Origin of the sequence: Pseudoalteromonas sp. 31A1 (genome assembly GCF_011378815.1) — a bacterium.
GTDB lineage: Bacteria > Pseudomonadota > Gammaproteobacteria > Enterobacterales > Alteromonadaceae > Pseudoalteromonas > Pseudoalteromonas arctica.
The window spans coordinates 168,395-186,290 of record NZ_WTKY01000002.1 but is presented as its reverse complement, the minus strand read 5'-3'; the positions used below and the strand labels follow the sequence as shown (position 1 = coordinate 186,290).

Annotated in this window: 15 protein-coding genes and 1 pseudogene; 4 read left to right on the top strand and 12 right to left on the bottom strand. The window is 39.4% G+C overall.

Features of this window, described 5'->3' with window-relative positions; genetic code table 11:
- Positions 1–226: 226 nt before the first annotated feature.
- Positions 227–1,430, bottom strand: a pseudogene (locus tag GQR52_RS03240) (IS3 family transposase).
- A gap of 95 nt (positions 1,431–1,525) precedes the next feature.
- Positions 1,526–3,433 carry a beta-ketoacyl synthase gene (locus GQR52_RS03235; RefSeq protein ID WP_165727434.1) on the bottom strand — a complete coding sequence of 636 codons (1,908 nt, stop codon included), beginning with the start codon at positions 3,431–3,433 and terminating at the stop codon, positions 1,526–1,528.
- 125 nt (positions 3,434–3,558) lie between these two features.
- On the opposite strand from GQR52_RS03235, the gene GQR52_RS03230 reads away from it, so the two are divergent.
- Complete coding sequence (locus GQR52_RS03230; RefSeq protein ID WP_165727433.1) at positions 3,559–4,569, top strand: helix-turn-helix domain-containing protein; 1,011 nt, start codon at positions 3,559–3,561, stop codon at positions 4,567–4,569.
- 88 nt (positions 4,570–4,657) lie between these two features.
- Positions 4,658–5,884, top strand: a complete 1,227-nt coding sequence (locus GQR52_RS03225; RefSeq protein WP_165727432.1) for an EAL domain-containing protein — start codon at positions 4,658–4,660, stop codon at positions 5,882–5,884.
- 16 nt (positions 5,885–5,900) lie between these two features.
- Here the strand turns inward: GQR52_RS03225 and GQR52_RS03220 are convergent, their stop codons facing one another.
- The 3 genes from GQR52_RS03220 to GQR52_RS03210 are packed head-to-tail and all read right to left on the bottom strand — an operon-like array spanning position 5,901 to position 8,932.
- Complete coding sequence (locus tag GQR52_RS03220) at positions 5,901–6,413, bottom strand: MgtC/SapB family protein (RefSeq protein WP_007582656.1); 513 nt, start codon at positions 6,411–6,413, stop codon at positions 5,901–5,903.
- Between the two features lie 7 nt (positions 6,414–6,420).
- The gene (locus GQR52_RS03215) at positions 6,421–7,533 is read right to left on the bottom strand and encodes a GNAT family N-acetyltransferase/peptidase C39 family protein (protein ID WP_165727431.1); all 1,113 of its coding nucleotides are present in this window, start codon (positions 7,531–7,533) and stop codon (positions 6,421–6,423) included.
- A gap of 4 nt (positions 7,534–7,537) precedes the next feature.
- A complete protein-coding gene (locus GQR52_RS03210; RefSeq protein WP_165727430.1) occupies positions 7,538–8,932 on the bottom strand; it encodes a RimK family protein in 1,395 nt (464 codons plus the stop codon).
- A gap of 295 nt (positions 8,933–9,227) precedes the next feature.
- On the opposite strand from GQR52_RS03210, the gene GQR52_RS03205 reads away from it, so the two are divergent.
- On the top strand, positions 9,228–9,569 hold the full coding sequence (locus GQR52_RS03205; RefSeq protein WP_165727429.1) for a zinc ribbon domain-containing protein YjdM: 342 nt from the start codon (positions 9,228–9,230) through the stop codon (positions 9,567–9,569).
- A gap of 148 nt (positions 9,570–9,717) precedes the next feature.
- Here GQR52_RS03205 and GQR52_RS03200 read toward each other — a convergent pair whose 3' ends face one another.
- The 7 genes from GQR52_RS03200 to GQR52_RS03165 form a co-directional block, all read right to left on the bottom strand.
- Positions 9,718–10,221, bottom strand: a complete 504-nt coding sequence (locus GQR52_RS03200; protein WP_165727428.1) for a transposase — start codon at positions 10,219–10,221, stop codon at positions 9,718–9,720.
- Between the two features lie 354 nt (positions 10,222–10,575).
- Positions 10,576–10,926, bottom strand: coding sequence for a hypothetical protein (locus GQR52_RS03195; RefSeq protein ID WP_165727427.1), 351 nt, complete (start codon positions 10,924–10,926; stop codon positions 10,576–10,578).
- A gap of 139 nt (positions 10,927–11,065) precedes the next feature.
- Complete coding sequence (locus GQR52_RS20475; RefSeq protein ID WP_231615196.1) at positions 11,066–11,566, bottom strand: hypothetical protein; 501 nt, start codon at positions 11,564–11,566, stop codon at positions 11,066–11,068.
- 389 nt (positions 11,567–11,955) lie between these two features.
- The gene (locus GQR52_RS03180) at positions 11,956–12,432 is read right to left on the bottom strand and encodes a GreA/GreB family elongation factor (RefSeq protein ID WP_165727424.1); all 477 of its coding nucleotides are present in this window, start codon (positions 12,430–12,432) and stop codon (positions 11,956–11,958) included.
- Between the two features lie 186 nt (positions 12,433–12,618).
- The gene (gene secF, locus GQR52_RS03175; RefSeq protein WP_165727423.1) at positions 12,619–13,581 is read right to left on the bottom strand and encodes a protein translocase subunit SecF; all 963 of its coding nucleotides are present in this window, start codon (positions 13,579–13,581) and stop codon (positions 12,619–12,621) included.
- Positions 13,574–15,412, bottom strand: coding sequence for a protein translocase subunit SecD (gene secD, locus GQR52_RS03170; protein ID WP_165727422.1), 1,839 nt, complete (start codon positions 15,410–15,412; stop codon positions 13,574–13,576). Before secD ends, secF begins: the two co-directional genes overlap by 8 nt.
- 108 nt (positions 15,413–15,520) lie before the next feature.
- Positions 15,521–15,982, bottom strand: coding sequence for a hypothetical protein (locus GQR52_RS03165; RefSeq protein ID WP_165721524.1), 462 nt, complete (start codon positions 15,980–15,982; stop codon positions 15,521–15,523).
- A 108-nt stretch (positions 15,983–16,090) separates the two neighbouring features.
- Between GQR52_RS03165 and GQR52_RS03160 the strand changes: the two genes are divergently transcribed.
- Positions 16,091–17,869: an ABC transporter ATP-binding protein/permease gene (locus tag GQR52_RS03160; RefSeq protein WP_165727421.1), complete on the top strand. Its 1,779-nt coding sequence runs from the start codon at positions 16,091–16,093 to the stop codon at positions 17,867–17,869.
- The last annotated feature ends 27 nt before the right edge of the window (positions 17,870–17,896 follow it).

Here is a 17,896-nt window from a genome sequence, read left to right as displayed (position 1 = left end):
ATGCACTATATAACTGTTCCTGCGGTCTTATAATTACTTACATCCAAGTTATTAAAGTAGATAGAAAAGAAATAAACCAGCGTGCCTTGCTATTACTTACATTAATAAAAGGCCAAAAAACCGCGTGCCTAGAAAAACTTTAAAGTAGTTCATGTTTAATCCCAAAGTAGAACACGCTCTACATTTTAGGCTCTTTTATGTCGTGCCCTGAAATAGGTTGACGGTTTTAATGGAAGACTTGGTGCGAAAGCGCCAGGTCTTTTTTATGCACTTGATTTGGTGTTTTCATATCCAAACTTAAGTGCGGTCGCATTTCATTGTATATAAATATCGATTCTTCAACGAGCTGCTTTAACTCTGCCATGTTGCGACATTTGTACAGTAGAAACTCTTGTTTTAATATCCCGTTAATATGCTCAGCTAATGCGTTTTGATAACAGTCATATCCATCGGTCATCGATAGCTTAATTCCCTCTTTTAATAGCGCATTTTGATATACTTCAGAGCAATATTGTAAACCTCTATCTGAATGATGAATGGCATCACGTTTATATACGCGTTGCTTAATCGTCATCTCTAACGCTTTGACTACATCGGTTGCTTTCATTTCATCACTCAGCTCATAACCCATTATTTTTCGACTATAAGCATCAGTGACTGACGACAAGTAATGCACGCCTTACGCTGACTTTACGTATGTAATGTCACTGACGAAGACCTCCTCGGCCGCAGTAGGTTTGTGTTCTTTCAGTAAATTGGGATGCTTGCGCATCCAATGGTTACTGTTTGTTGTTTTAGTGTAATTTTTCTTTGGTTTTACAAGAAAGTCATGCTCTCTCAAATAATCAATCACGACCTAGTTTAATACCACGTTCTTGCAGCTCTGGCTTTATCATCAGATAAAGTTTCTTCCCACCAATACTGCCTCCAATACATCACTAATTCTTTAACTGGCTCTAACGCTTTATTCCGAGCATCTATTCTGTGCATAGCTTGATAGTAACCTTGTACCGTTATGCCATATGCACGGCATAACGGAGTAAGCTTTACTTGCTGTTTTTCTTTTGCGCGCGTGATAGCTCGGATATGTATTTTTTTCGCAAGCCTGCTTCGTACTCTTCATCCATAATATTAATCATTTCATCTTTAATTAAATCCTTTAGGCGTAAGTCTTATATCTCACGCTCTAAACGTTTAATTTTTTGTGCAGGGGTTTCTTTTGATTTAGGCATGTCGGTCATATAAGTTGGTTTAGACCAGTCTAATTTACCCTATTTTCGCAGCCATACCTGAACGATACTTCGACCTTGAATGCCGTAATGGCTTTCCACTTGTTTATACGTGAAGTCGTCTTTTTCTACTTGCTCAACAATGGATAATTTATAATCGCGTTGAGTACACTTAACGTCTTTAGTTTTAGTGGTTTTCACAAAATAAGCCCTAAATATGTAAACCTATTTCAGGACAAGACATTTGAGGCATTAAAAAAGGCGCTTAAAAGCGCCTTGCTAACAAGTATGTGTGCTTAAAACATATCTTGATAGGAATTTGTTGTGCTAAACGTAATTGCTTTTTCAAAGCCAGGTAACTGAATACTTTGCTCGTCTATTACAATATCGTTGTCGTCAATAAGTCCGTCGCCAAAGCGGTAAATAAGTTCGTACTGGCCTAAATCGGCTTGAGCTTGATACGTTTGTTGCGCGGCTTTAATTGCCACGTTTTTCTGCGCGTAACTACTCATAACTTCATCGCCATGGCGCTTAGCGAGCATTTGCATTGTTACTTTTGGTGAAAGTACGGTAGCTGTTGCATTGTTACCGCCAAAGCCTTTTGAATTTATAAAAGCAATATCCATATCGGCGCATTCGTAATGGCTATTACGAATATCAAGATGATCGGTGTAAACATCATCAGCCACTTTATCAATTGTGGTAATACCCGGCATAATATTATGGCTAAATACACCTAAAGCTATCGCTAATTGGTCGCCACTTGCAGGAGCTATAGTATGACCAACATAGGCTTTTGGCGCTGTCACTTTCCAATTATCAATAGCGAACGTTTGTGCCACTTTGTGATATATCAGCGACTCTGTTACGCGGTTTAGTGGTGTACTTGAGCCATGCGCTAAAATAAAGCTACGTTCTTGCAAAGCTTCTTTGCCTAAAAGGCTCGTTGCTAAAGCAGCCGATTTAGCCATGGTAATATAGTTACCAGGACCAGGTGACGTGATTGATTTTTTTATGCCATCTGCATTTACAAATACATCCGGTACGCAGCCCATAATGTCAGCGCCTAGTTCAAGGGCTAAGGCATCGTCCATTAAAATAGCAACTTGTGCGCCTTCACCTAATGTAAAGCCGCAGTTGTCGCCAAATGGGCGGCTACTTTTGCGATAATCTGGTTCTTCATCACTTGATAAGTTATCTAAACGGCGCAAACCTTCAACATTTGCAAGTGCGCTCATGTTACCAAAGCCTTCAATCACTTCTGGTGTAATAGCACACTCAACACTTGCGACAACCGCAACGCGTGTACGCCCTGCCTGTATGTCGTTAACCGCTGCACGTAAGTTGTATAAAAACGTAGCACAGGCGCCCGAGGTCGAAAACGTAGTACCTACATTGCCCGTAACATACGCGTTAATAAAGTCGGTCGACATTGTATTTAAACCCAGTGCTAACTGCTTAGTACTAACACGGTCGCCTTGTTGGCGCGCCTTTACTAAACCGCCTAGGCCTTTGTCGTCCATTTGGCCAATTACCGATGCTGAATAGGTACCAATTTTATCTGGCTCTACGCTATTCATAATATGCTGCCAATCAAGCCCTGTTGATTTAATAGCATCGGTAGCTGCAAAAATAGTAGCTTGCAGACCACGAGGCTGATAGCGGCTGTTATACATAACAGACGGATCAAACCCAGTCGGAAATTGCCCTGCAGATTTAATCGGGTTATCACGTGTTGAGTCATGCTTAACATCTAAGTCGGCTGCAATAGTTACTTTTACTTTTTTGCCTTCAAGTTCTTCAACTTGCCAGCTAGCTGGAACAGGTGTAGGTAAGTCGCGAGCGCGCGTTTCAAACACAATTGCGTTATCGCTTGATGCGTTTAGCGTCATTTTTTGCTGCCACGGTGTGGCATCTGCATCAAAGTGTTCTTTTTCAATTTTACGAATAAGCGTACCAGCAATAATTTGCTCACCAAAGCGTGCTTCTATGTCGCTTTGCTCAACATTATTACCTTGTGTATCTTGTAATTGGCCGTTTACAACGCTTACTAGATTCATCAGTGTGGCGAGGCCTAAGAATGTTTCACTGCGATCTTGAGCATTTAAACTATCTAACACGATACGGCGATAACCTTGATGAAAAGAAGTACGGCCAGCGGCGTTAATGCCACCCATGCCTACTATAACGGGTAATGCTGTCATAATTTACCTTTAAAAACGTGTTATTAGAAGAACAGGCAGTTTAAATGGATTATGCACTATGCATTGTGCTTTAATAGCCAAATATTCAGCACAAAAGGCCAAAACATACTGGTCGGAGCATTTATATGACTGACAAACACACTAATCCACCACTAAACATTGCTATAGCGGTATATCCGCATTTATTAGTTACCAGTTTAACGCTGCCTATCGAGATGTTAAGAGCCGGCGAGGCCTTTGCTAAAGGCCATCTTGATAAGCAAAGCTTTAGACCGCTTGCTATAAATTTAGTGGCTAAAAATGCTGAATTTATACCCACTCGCGCAGGCCTTGCGATAATTCCTGATTGCATAACAACTAATGCCCCCTACAGTGATTTAATTATAGTGCCCGGAATTTGGCGAAACCCGCGCCCTGTAGTGCGTACAAATCAAGGCGTAGTTGATTGGCTAAGCGAGAGCTTTAGCGCAGGCAGCCATATAATTGGTGTAGGCACTGGCAACTGCTTAGTAGCTGAGGCTGGCTTACTTGATGGGCACCCTGCTACAACCCATTGGCACTACGCCAATCAATTTAGCCACGACTACCCGTTAGTGCGTTTAAAACCCGACTTTTTTATAACCCAGTCAGAACGCATGTACACCGTAGCAAGCCTTAATGCCCTTGCAGATGTGATTGTACATATTATTAGTCAGTACTATGGAAAAGCCGCCGCTCAACATGTAGAGCGAAACTTTTCGCACGAAATACGTAAACCCTACGAAGATCAACGCTACTTAGAAGGCGCAGTTGACCGCCACCCCGACGAGCTAATTGCGCAAATTCAGTTTTGGCTAAAAACAAATTTAGCCACCGAGTTAAACCTGCAAGAAGTTGCTGCCCAATTTAGCTTGAGCTACCGTACTTTTACTCGTCGTTTTAGAGCCGCCACTAATCAAAGCCCTATTGAGTATTGGCAACAATTACGTGTAGAAGGTGCGAAGGAGTTATTAGCATCATCAAATTTATCAATTCAAGAAGTGGCTTTAGAAGTGGGATATAACGACCAAGGTCATTTAACACGCGTGTTTAAAAAAGTATTAAGCCAAACGCCTAGTGGTTATAGAAAAGTAGTTAGACGAAAGTTATTTGGATAACCAGGGACGACACTCTAAATTGGCATTTTTTTATACATAAATTATACTCTTATCAATAATATAATTTACGCTATACCAAGGTAACTGCATGAGAGATAAACTTAGTAAGCACCTTTTTGATCCACAAAGCGATGCTTCTATTGAATCAAAGTTATTAAAGTTACTTTCACTTGTACGAAAACATTTGAGTATGGAAGTCGCGTTTATTTCAGAATTCACCAATACTGATCGCGTTTTTAAAGTGGTAGATAATCAAACTACAAATACCTGCGTATCAGAAGGTAATTCAGATCCAATTTGCGAAACTTACTGTAAAAAAATATCCGATAACGAGCTAGAACAAATAATCCCTAATACTCTTGAGCATCCAATAACCCGCAACATGCCAGTCACAGAAAAGCTAAATATTGGCTCTTATATTGGTGTACCCATTATCTTATCCACCGGGAAAATTTATGGAACTTTTTGCTGTTATAAAACCGTATTAGACAATACCTTGAACGACAGAGATTTGTCATTTCTTAGGCTGATTTCTGAAATAGCTACTGAGTTAATCGAAAAAAAGGTTCAATCTGACATTTTAAATAATGAGTCAAAGTCGCTTATTGAAAATATTATAAAAACAAACGATATTACGATTTATTTTCAGCCCATATTTAATTTATCAACCAATCAACTTTCGGGTTATGAGTCTCTGTCACGCTTTTTTATTGAACCCTATAAAACACCTGATATTTGGTTTAAATATGCTGAAAAACTGGGTTTAGGAGAAGCATTAGAAATACTTGCTATACAAAATACATTACGTTACTTAGATCAATTTGATGAAAAAGCTTATATCACTATAAATACTTCACCTCAGCATATTTTATCAGGCTCAATAGACAAAGTATTACAAAGCATCGATTGTAATAGAATAATTTTAGAAGTGACTGAACATTCACCTATTTTAGACTACCAAGCTATGAGAACCGCACTTCGACCATTAAGAAACCGGGGTGTAAAGCTAGCTATCGATGATGTAGGTGCTGGATTTTCATCTTTTCAGCATATTTTAGAATTAGAGGCAGATATCATTAAGTTAGACATAAGCCTCACTCAAAATATAAACACAGACCGTAGAAAGTTTTTATTAGCTAAAACACTATGCGGATTTGTTAAAGCTATTAATTGCTCAATTGTAGCTGAGGGTATAGAAAATCAAGATGAATTAAACACACTCAGAAAACTAGGCGTTGATAACGTACAAGGCTATTTTATTGGGCGCCCAGCTCCTATTGAAGATGCCATCCAATATCAAACAATTACGCTCTAATTAAAAAACGCCACTTTTAGTGGCGTTCTGTGTCGTTAAATTCTTTTCGATAATAGCGTTTTTGATAGTTTTTTACTTTAGTGTGTACGCCTTTGCTTAAGCTTTTAAATTTAGCCTCAAGTACGTCAACACCATATAAAATACCCACCACCAGCACCGAGAGTTTTATAGCAGCGCCAAGGTTTTCAGTGGCTATCATAACGCCTATTGATGCAAGCACCCAGATGGTTGCAGCTGATGTAACACCAACTACCGCACCATCTTTTGCGAGCATAACGCCTGCACCTAAAAAACCAATACCTGTAATTATTTGCCCAACTACACGAGAATGATCTATTACATCCCCTTGTAAATTAAACGCAGTGGATAAAAACAAATACGTACCCAAGGTTATTAACGCTGAGGTACGAATACCAACAGGCTTGCCGCGCAATTGGCGCTCTATACCTATAATGGCACCGCAAAAAGCTGCTGTACCAATAGCCGCCCACGAATACGGGGCTACATCAATTAAATCTAAAAAAGTCACTGTTAACCTATATTTTATTAGCGATAGCCACCGCCGTTCGTAAACGTTGGCTACCAAATGCTGACATTTTACTAAAATCACTTCGTGCAATAGGCACATATTGGCAATCTATTGCGAGTTGCTTGTCGTTATCAGTTTCGCAAAACGGATCATGAACATACACGCAATGCTCATCAAGGTGCGTAACACACACCCAATGTGGCGATTTTTTACCATCAAAGCTGTATGTACTAATTAATAACAGCACACTAAAGCCTTTACTTAACCACTGCTCAATATGTTCAAGCTCTACATCTTTATACGTAAGCGGTATATTTGCTTGCGCTATACCATCTACAAATTGCTGGTGCACGGTAGCTAACACCACTTTTTTGTTCTCGTTACGTACGCCATCTAAAAACAAAGGCTCTGTGGTATTAACCATTACCTCGCTTTTAAAACCCCGCTTATTAGCGGCAAGTGCCAAACCAAACGGATGGCAACCACCATGACCCGATGTCATAAAAATAGTGGTACCTTCACGCCAAAGTGCTAACTCATGTGATTGAGTAAGCTCTGTAGTTGGCTCAAGTGCACCCATTGCCATTAATAGCGCAGCAGGTCCGCACGTAAACTCGGTAGTTTGCTGATACCACGGCGTTAAACGCGCCACATTTAACTCACTCGTTTGTCGAATGTTTTTTTGCATTCGTAGTGCGTCACTGTGGTCGTCGTAATAATCGCTGTATTGACCAAACACTCTGTAGCCTAAGCTTTTATAAAGCCCTATCGCACTGTCGTTATTTACAGCCACTTCTAAGCGAAGATAAATACGAGCCCGCTCACACGTTTCTTTTTCAAGGTTAGTAAGCAGTGCTTTTGCAATCCCCTTACCTTGCATTGTGGGTTTTACAGCAAGCGAATATAAACGCGCTAAACGCGTGCCTTTATGGCACCACACTAACCCATAGCCGCATATTTTCTCGCCATTTTCTGCAACGAGCAAAATACCATGTTTTGCACTAAGCCAGCGCTTTAAACTACGCGGGCTTAATTTATCGTTATTAAAGCAAGCGTTTTCAACGTCAATCAGTGCAGTTAAATCACTGCTAAGCGCCTTTCGAATAACAAGGTTGCTCATGTTATTATCCACGGCCTCGTGCTTCTAAGCGTTGTTTAAACTCATCCATAATGATCATGTATAGCTCATCGCCTAAATAGCCGTCTTCTACTTTGTGATCAATACTTGGGTTGTCGTTTACTTCAAGCACGTATGCTTTGCCTTGATGCTCTTTAACATCTACGCCATATAAACCCCTACCCACTGTTTTACATGCTTTTAAAGCTGCATCTAACACCGCTTTTGGTAACTCAAAGGTTGGTAATGTTTCAAAGCCACCAGAGAAAAACCGTTTAGCGTCGTGGTTATAAATTTGCCAATGGTTACGCGCCATTAAATAGCGGCATGCATAAATTGCACGGCCATTTAACACACCCACTCGCCAATCGTATTCGGTATACATGTACTCTTGTGCAAGCACTAATGCGCTAAATTCAAACAGCTCTGTAAGCTTAGCGGCAAGCTCATCACGGTTTGAAACTTTAAACACACCTTTTGAGAAAGACCCTTCAGGCATTTTTAAAACAAGCGGATACGTAAACGCATCTTCTAATTGCGCAAGTGTTTCACTTGACTGATCAGCTACTACAACCGTTTTTAAACTTGGCACTTTTTGATAATTAAATGCATCGTGTAAATACACTTTATTACAACAACGTAAAATAGACTCAGAGTCGTCAATAACCACTAAACCAAGGCTTTGCGCTTTGCTTGCAAGGCGATACGTTGGGTGGTCAATCGCTGTAGTTTGGCGAATAAATAACGCATCAAACTGAGCAATATTGTCAATTTCGTCAAAGCTTAGGGCTTGTGCATTAATACCGTGTTTAGCGGCGGCTTTAATAAAACGTGCAATGGCGTCTTTATCGCTCGGCGGTACTTTTTCGTTATGATCAACAAGTATTGCCATATCCCATCTAAAACGACGTTGCACTGAGCCAATACGCCATTGTGTTTTAGTAAAGTTCTCAAGCTTGGCAACAAAGTCGCTGTACTGCTGCTCATTTAAAGACGACAACGACCCTTGCTGTAATAAGCCTTGCTCGTCAACAAATAAAATAGGCGCTGGGTATTGTTTAAATACCGACTTTGCCGCTTTTGATTGTAAATCGTTTAGTGCATTACCAAAGTAAAGTGTGCCGTCTATTTGGCCCACATTTAACATAGGGGCTTGGCCACTACGAAGTGCGTTTATTGTTTTTACACTTGGCAAAACTTGGTGCTTGCGCGCCTCAGCAAGTAACGAGCAGTAGTAACCTTTGCTCAAGTATTGGCTTGAGTCGCACAGATTAATAATGCGTGTTTTTGGTTCATTTTGTTTTGGGTAATCACGTAAGTAGGTATTAAACGTAATTACATTTTCGAACGATTGAGCAAGCGTTTGCTCGTTGTTATCAACCACAATTAAGGTTTTAAACACGACTTTTCCTAGTTAAGTCAAAATATAAAAAGCATGCTTAAGTAACATTACTAAGCATTATAAATAGAAACACCCATCGTACTAAGTGGGCATTGCGCGAATCACTTAATACGATGGGTGCTTTAACAGGTACCTACTGTACGAGTTAGCGCTTAAATTGCTTAAGCGACATGTGCTTTATATGCCCTTTTTTAAAAACGCACAAACGAGATATTTTTAGCGTGAAGATAAAAAATATTGATTAACTAATAACGCAGATTAAAATACGCGAAACAATACTTTATGAGAGTTAAAAATGTCGCTGCCAGCTTGCCCAAAGTGCCAATGTGAATATATTTACGAAGACCAACAGCTGCTTGTTTGCCCTGAGTGCGCTCATGAGTGGAACCCAAATAATACAAACGATGAAGACGCTATTTTAGTTAAAGATGCCAACGGCACTGTGCTAAATGATGGCGACAAAGTGACAGTAGCCAAAGATTTAAAAATTAAAAGCAGCTCGCAAGTAATTAAAATTGGCACCAAAGCGGTAGTTAGAAGAGTGCTTGATAAAAAAGATCACGAACTTGATTGTAAAGTAGAAGGCATTGGCGAAATGATGGTAACAGCAAAGTTTGTGAAAAAGGCTAACTCGTAGGTCGGATAAATGGCGAAGCCATGCCATCCGACGCTTAATAGAAGCCGAAGTTATTTCATTCAACAATAAACTTTTGTACAAGGCTAAAGTGTATTATGTTGCTATGCCTTTGTCGGATGGCGCTTCGCTTATCCGACCTACGAATAATTTATATTTTTTCGCCGCACCAATTGTTCGTATAAATTCCTTGTTTTACGGCTCTGTGAAAACTTGAATAAGGCCAATCAACTACTCGACTAACTAAACCATGCTTTAACGGATTAAAATGAACATAGTTAACATGGTGCCAATAATCATTATCATCCCTAATGGTATGCTCCCAAAAACGGCGTTGCCAAATTCCGCGCTCATTTTTACGTTTTCTTGTTTGAGTTAAAAACTCTGTTTTTGGGAGTGATTTTGAAAATCGCTTTTTAATTTCTCGCCAGCGCCCAGAATAATCCGTATCGTTATCTGGTAGGGTTAAAACCGCATGAAGGTGATCGGGTAGCACAACCCATGCATCTATATAAAATGGCCTTTGTGATTTAACAACGCGGATAGACTCTCTTAACAAATCAATATGCTCAACTAACAACGATTTATTACGGTCGAGCAAATTAACAGTAAAAAAATATGACCCTCCTTTTACATAATTCCGACGATATTGCATTGTATGTCCACTATATTATTTGATACCTATTAGATAAATAAAGCGTAAATTTAGGATATATACAACATTGATGTAGGTCGGATAAATAGCGAAGCCATGCCATCGACAATAGATTTATGAACAAAGGTAATAGTTTATCGAGTTGGTAATTAGGCTGGGTGTCATCCAAATTAATGCTTTTAATAAACAGCTGTCGTTGCCCGATTGGGCTCTATATTTACACTTTCATTTTGTCTACATAGCTCAACTTTTTGCGTGATTAATTATTTATAATAATGCACTCTTTATGCTGTTTTTGTTGGCTTTTTTCGTAATAGTTAGGATGGGTGTCACTGTTAATTGTTTGTATTCCTGTTACTTTACAACTGTTGTTCTATTTGCGTTATATAAATTACTACCTATATAGCCTATAACCCAAAGAATAATCATTGATGGTATAGGTACAAGCAGTACAACAAACTCATAAAGAGGACTGACCTTAAGGGCTTTTATAGGTTCGAGATTAGTGTCTTTAGATAAAAGTAATACTTCATCTATAGTTATATTGGTTGCAAATGCGCACAAAGTAACCAGTATACAAATAAACCAGATAATAAGAAATAACTTATTAATTAACTTTTCATAAAATCCAGGGGACTTTGTTGCAACAAAGAACAAGCCGGTTATGGAAGGTACTGCTATTGACAATACAACTGCCAAGTTCATAATTTAATATCCTTATTGATTCAGGGGTGTAGCTCAACCTATAAAAGTTTAACATACTATGTTGGTAGTGAGTAAAACATAACGCCCATGAAAATTGTATAAAAAAGCGCAGCTTTTTAGAGTCAATTTGGTATGCCTGTTAAAGTTTACTTGCAATGAGTGTAGGCCAATCAATAAATTTATAAATAGATCTAATTTGTGAATCATCAACATAACATCCTTTAAATAGACCATCATTTACAATACTAGTAAATATACTTTCGAATTTACTCATTACATCATCAGCCGTTTTGCACTTTGAAAAATCAATTACATGCCAACTACCATGTGTTTGCTCGGGCAACATAAGCTCAAAGTACTTTTTAGGTTTCCGAGTTTTGTGGTTATCAGCTTTAGCCATCGAGAATATAAATCCCTTTTTTCCAAGAGAAACCTTAAGCCAGCCTTTTGCCCTATTTAACTCCCAGCTTCGGCCATATTCCCTTTGCAGTCTATCTGCAATATTCGATTGTATTCGAGGACTCACTATTCCTCCCATTTCAGGAGTTGCAAGCTCATCTATCTGCTTAGATATAAGTGACTTAATATAAGCTTCAAATTCGTCTTTTGTATCTTTATATATCGGGAGGTAAAAAATCACTCGAATATCCTTATAAACATAAAACCTTATTAAACACCACTTTGGGGTTTTATAACATCCCAAACGACGTGTATTACTTAGCTCAATAATTCCACTAAATAACTTTAATGTAAACAAATGATTACCCATGTAATAAAGTGGGCTCTGTTGTTTTGCACCAAAACGACTTTTAATAATGTTATGAGGCAAAATTATCTTTGTCGGATGGCGCTTCGCTTATCCGACCTACATTTAAATTTTACATATTCACCACGTCAGGTATTAAAGCATTGACGTAGGTCGGATAAATGGCGCAGCCATGCCATCCGACAATTAATAATAAACAGAGATAAACGTTTATTACGTTGGTATGGCTCTGCCAGCAAACAGTCCACTTAAAAACTAAAGCTTTATAAAATCTCTACCACCACATATTCGTGGGCTTTACCTGCAATTGTTAACGTAATTTCATCATCAATCTGTTTATTTAATAACTGCTTACCCATTGGTGCGCCGGGTGTTATAACTGCAATGGAATGCTGTTTAACGTTTACTGTTAAACCACCAGCGGCTGGGCCTAAATAAAACCATTTTTGCGCTGCGTTATCATCTTCTAAACACACCAGCGAGCCGATAGCTATTTTGTCGGTTGGTTTTTCGTTAAAGGCAGGCTCAAACAATTCTATGCTTTTATAGCAATCGTTTACGCGCTGGGCTTGGCCTTGTGCTAAATAAGCGGCTTCGAGCCCTAGGGTATCGTATTTATTTTCGGCTATGTTTTCTTCATGTGTGGCGGTGTCGTGCGCGGTTTTTGCCGCCACTTTTGCTGTTGTAAGCTGCGCTTCTAGTGCAAAACGAAGATGTTCAATAACGTGGGTTTTATTCATGGGGATTAATACAATACAGGCTGTAAAAAATAAGGCAGTTAGTTTAACATTTTTGCGGGGCTTAAAACCATTGTTTTAAACCCCGCAAGTTAGGTTGGAATACTTGCGAGGTTTTAATAAGCATTAAACTAGCAAAGAGCCATTGATTGGTTGGTACGGCTCTTTGCTTGTGTTTTATTTAAAACCTTATGGCATATCTAATAATGTTTGCGTGTGAGCATCTACTTTAACTTCGTAGTTTTTAGCGCTTAAACCCATTAGCTCCGGTAAAGTCACTGCAATACAAATAGATGAGAACGTACCCACTACAATGCCGGTAAATAATGCAATAGCAAAGCCTTGCAGTGGTGCGCCTGCAAGTAGCCAAACGCTGGCAACCGTTGCAAGTGTGGTACCCGACGTTATTAAAGTGCGTGTTAACGTACTTTTAATCGCATTATTAATAATAGTCGCTGGGCTAAGTACATTATTTGATTGAACACGTAAAAGCTCGCGTACTCTATCTCCCACTATTATTGAGTCGTTAAGTGAGTAACCAATAATAGCCAGTAAACTTGCAAGTACGGTTAAGTTAAACTCAATTTGTAATAGTGAAAATAACCCAAGTACAAGTATTAAGTCGTGCACTAGCGCAACCACAGAGCCAACCGCTAAACGCCATTCAAAGCGAACTGCAAGGTAAAGCATTACCGCAATCATGGCTGCAAACATGGCTAAACAGCCTTGATCAAATAACTCATCGCCTACTTGTGATCCAATATAAGCCGATGATAATACCTGTGCGTTTATATCATCGTTTTGTGTAACGGCGCTTTGCCAATCAAGGCTATTAGCTGTTGTTGATGTAGTTGATGTAGTTGATGTAGTTGATGCACTTGGCGCTTCTCTTAATTGAAAATGGCTATTACCTTGCGCGGTTAGCTCAAAATCACCGTTGTGATTTTTAGCAATAAACGATTGAAGCTCTTTTAGTTCAACACTTTGGTTGGTTGTAAACTCAGTTAAATAACCGCCGGTAAAATCTAGGCCGAAATTTAGCCCTTTTTGCGTAAGCGTAAATACCGATAGCAGCACTAAAATAGCACTTAAAAGCATGCCCATAAACCGTAAACGTGTACCCTTTTCACCTTTCAAAAAAGTGTTAAGCATGTGCTTTTACTCCTGCTTTTTTACCCATTTTTAAATACAACGTTTGGCTTAATATTTTTGATACGTACACACCTGTAAATACAGACGTTAAAAGCCCCAGTGCGAGTGTAATGGCAAAACCTTTAACGGGCCCATAGCCTATGCCATATAAAATAAGTGCGGTGATCATGGTGGTTATATTGGCATCAAATATTGTATTTGCGGCTTGTTTATACCCCTCTTGAATAGCCTGATACGGTGCACGGCCTTGGCGACGCTCTTCTTTAATGCGTTCAAATATTATTACGTTAGTGTCTACCGCCATACCTATAGTTAGCACTAGGCCTGCAATACCCGGCAGCGTTAACACAACCCCTGGTAATAATGACATTAAGCCCACAAGCGACGTTAAATTTAATATAAGTGCCACGTTTGCAATAAGGCCTAAACGGCGATACCAAAGCGCCATAAATGCAAGCGTAATACCCATGCCTAGCATAAGCGCGGCTAAGCCATTACTAATGTTTTCGCTGCCAAGGCTTGGCCCTATTGTTTGTTCGTGCACAATTGTAACGGGCGCGGTAAGCGAGCCTGCACGTAATAACAATGCTAGGTCGGCTGCAGCTTGTTGGCTTTTCATATTGGTAATACTAAAACGCGAACTTAAATGCTGAGCAATATTGGCAACATTAATAACTTCGCTTTTTTTAACTACTTCGCCTTTAGCATTTTGAGAGTACTCAGAGTAGACCGTCGCCATTGGCTTACCAATATTGGCTTTTGAAAACGCCGACATTGCATCACCACCTTGGCCGTCTAAGCTTAGTTGTACCAATGGTTTACCCCAATCGTCGCGGCCTATGTTTGCATTATTAATATGATCGCCTGTAAAAATTGGCACAGGATCGAGCTTTATCGTTCCGCCCGATTGCATATTAAATGTTTGCCCGCCAATTTCTTTTAATTGATAAAAACCAAGCGATGCTGTTGCACCAATAATACGTTTTGCTTCGGTTGGATCTTGCACGCCTGGTAGCTCTATACGAATGCGATGTTTGCCTTGTTGCTGTGTTACCGCTTCGGTAATGCCTAACTCTTCAATACGCGAACGAAGGGTTGTAAGTGTTTGCCCCATAACCTCTTTATCAAAGCTGCTGCGGCCTTGCTCTGAATAACTAAATTTGGCAGTTTTAACGCTGCCGTTATTGCTTGTTACAACGGCTAAATTAACAAATCGGCTTTGTAGCTCTTCAATAACGGGGGTTAACTTGTCGGTTGCATTAGGCAATGCGTTTATTTCAAACCCCTGCTGAGTTTGCTGCGCTTTTACGCCATGTGCTTTTTGCTTAATAATAATTGATTTAGCTTGTTGATACGCACTGACTAACTGCTCATCAACGGCTTTATCTAAATCTACGTCTAGTACAAATAGCACACCGCCATTTAAATCAAGGCCCAGCTTTATTGGTGATAAACCAAAATCTTGTAACCATGTTGGGCTGGTTGCATGCTCAACAATTTTAACTTGCGTGTTTGGATATTGCGCTTTTATAGCCGCTTGCGCCTGAGCGCTTTTAGTTGGCTCGTTTAAAAGTATATTAATAGTCGATTGCTTATCTAAACCCTGCTCAACCTCTAGCCCTTGTTTATTTAAAAAAGTAACTAGCGTTTTAGTGCTCGGTAAAGATTGCGTTTCGCTGTGCGGCGTACTACTTACGTGCAACCACGATTTATTTGGATATAGGTTTGGTAATGCGCTGATAGCTAATAAAACCAATACTATTAGCATGGCTATATAGCTTAATTTGAACTTAGCCGAAGACGGCTTTTTATCTTTTTTAAAACTTAACATGTTGAATCCTTATTGCCAGCAAAGCTAGCAACGTGCTTTTTAAAAGCACAATTAATCTGCAGGCTAAAACTTTAAAAGTTAAAACCTAATAAAATTAAATAAGGAAAATTAAGCGTGGTAGGTAGTTACAGCTCTGTAGAGTAAGTTTACGTCTTTCCAGCCACTCAAGCGCGACTTTTTACTATTAGTTACAAGCGTATACCAAGGCTGTATAGGATTAATCGCTCTTGGTCGTAAGAATATATGCCTAACAAGATTTTGAGCAAAAAATTCAAAAACCACATCGTATTCTGGCTCACTTTGAACAGTGTGCAAAAACAATGATGAATTATTGGCTGTTAACCTTGGTTGGTGCGCGTCAAAATCGGTTTGATGCGTTTTTTTATGCTGCGAAGTATCTACAGACTTACTAATAGGCTGTATTTTAGTTAAATCGGCAATATCAGTAAGCGAAACCTGCGTACTAATATTGATATTTAAATTTTGTGAGGCGCCCATAGCATTGCTCTGCACACTAAAAAGTGCAGCAAGTAGCAAAAAGGCAGTTAAAAACACTCTAAATTTAAACATTCACGTTTTAAAACTAAAATAAGGGATGCGTAGTATATAAGGGCTAGTATTTGAAATACAATAGCCCTTAGCTATTTACTATCTAATTTAATTTTACTGAGACTTTTAATGCGCCCCAGACAAAGCAGTGAAAAACGACCAGACGCCATGAATTTACGCCAAAGTGTAAAAACACTGTGGCCCTACCTTACAAAATTTAAAGGCCGTGTTTTTATTGCACTTATGGCGCTTATAGGCGCAAAAGGTGCCACGCTTTTAATGCCTTGGGCACTTAAAGAAATTATAGACTCGGTAGATAAGTCGATTAACCCACTGTTGGTTATTCCCGCTTTATTGTTATTGATGTACGGTGCACTGCGTTTTGCCAGTGTATTTTTAGGTGAGATAAGGGATGCTGTATTTTCTCGTGTAACCGAGCACGCCATGCGTGATATTGGTTTAAAAGTATTTAAGCATTTGCACTCACTTGAGCTGGCTTTTCATTTAGATAGGCAAACCGGTGGCATTAGCCGCGATATAGAACGCGGTACGAGTGGCTTAAGCTTTTTAATGCGCTTTTTAATGTTTAATATTGTGCCTACTTTATTTGAAATACTGACCGTTGCGATTATTTTTGGCACGTTGTTTTCTGTTTGGTTTGCGCTTATTACATTACTGGCAGTTGCTATTTATATTACCTTTACTGTGGTGGTTACTCAGTGGAGAAACCGCTTTATTAGAGAAGCAAATGCTGCCGACAATCAAAGTAATACCCGCGCCATAGACAGCCTACTTAATTATGAAACTGTAAAGTATTTTAATAATGAGCAGTTTGAAGCAAAAACGTACGACACCTTTTTAGCAAACTGGGAAAAAGCCCGTTTAAAAAATAGAATGTCGTTGCTCGCGCTCAATTCAGGCCAAGCACTTATTATTGCTTGTGCTATTACCGCGTTAATGTGGTTGGGCTCAACCGAGGTAGTTGCAGGTACGCTTTCTATTGGTGAACTTGTGATGATTAACGCATATATGATTCAGCTATTTTTACCGCTTAACTTTTTAGGTTTTGTGTACCGCGAAATAAGACGCGCCCTAACCGATCTTGAAAATATGCTTGGGCTACTTAACAAAAAACCACAAATAACCGATGCACTTAATGCAAAAGAACTCAATATTAGCCAAGGTGAAATAACATTTAACAATGTAAGCTTTAGTTACGATGCGCATCGCCCTATTCTTAATAACCTTAGCTTTAGTGTTAAAGCAGGCAGCAAAGTAGCCATTGTTGGAGCCAGTGGTGCAGGTAAAAGCTCATTAGCCCGACTGCTTTATCGTTTTTATGATGTAAGCGCTGGTGAAATTAGTATTGATAATCAAGCTATAAATTCAGTAACACTTAATAGTTTACGAAAAGCCATTGCAATAGTCCCGCAAGATACCGTGCTGTTTAATACCACTATTCGTGAAAATATCGCTTACGGTAGGCCATCAGCAAGCGATGCAGAAATTGATGAAGCCATTGCTATGGCGCATTTAAAAGACTTTATAGCAACACTTGATAAAGGCGATAAAACGCTGGTTGGCGAGCGTGGTTTAAAAGTATCCGGCGGCGAAAAACAGCGTATTGCTATTGCGCGCGCTATTTTGAAAAAATCCCCTATTTTAATTTTTGATGAAGCAACATCTGCACTCGACTCTCATTCTGAGCAAGCAATACTCGCGGCAATGCGTGAAGTTGCCAGTAACCATACTAGCGTTGTTATTGCTCATCGCCTTTCTACTATTACCGATGCAGACACTATTATTGTGCTCAAAGCCGGAAAAATTATTGAGCAAGGTAGGCACGATGAGTTACTTACACTCGCCGGAGAATATGCCCGTATGTGGGAGCTTCAGCAAAATAAATAGTAAACAAGCGCGGCATAAAGCCCCGCC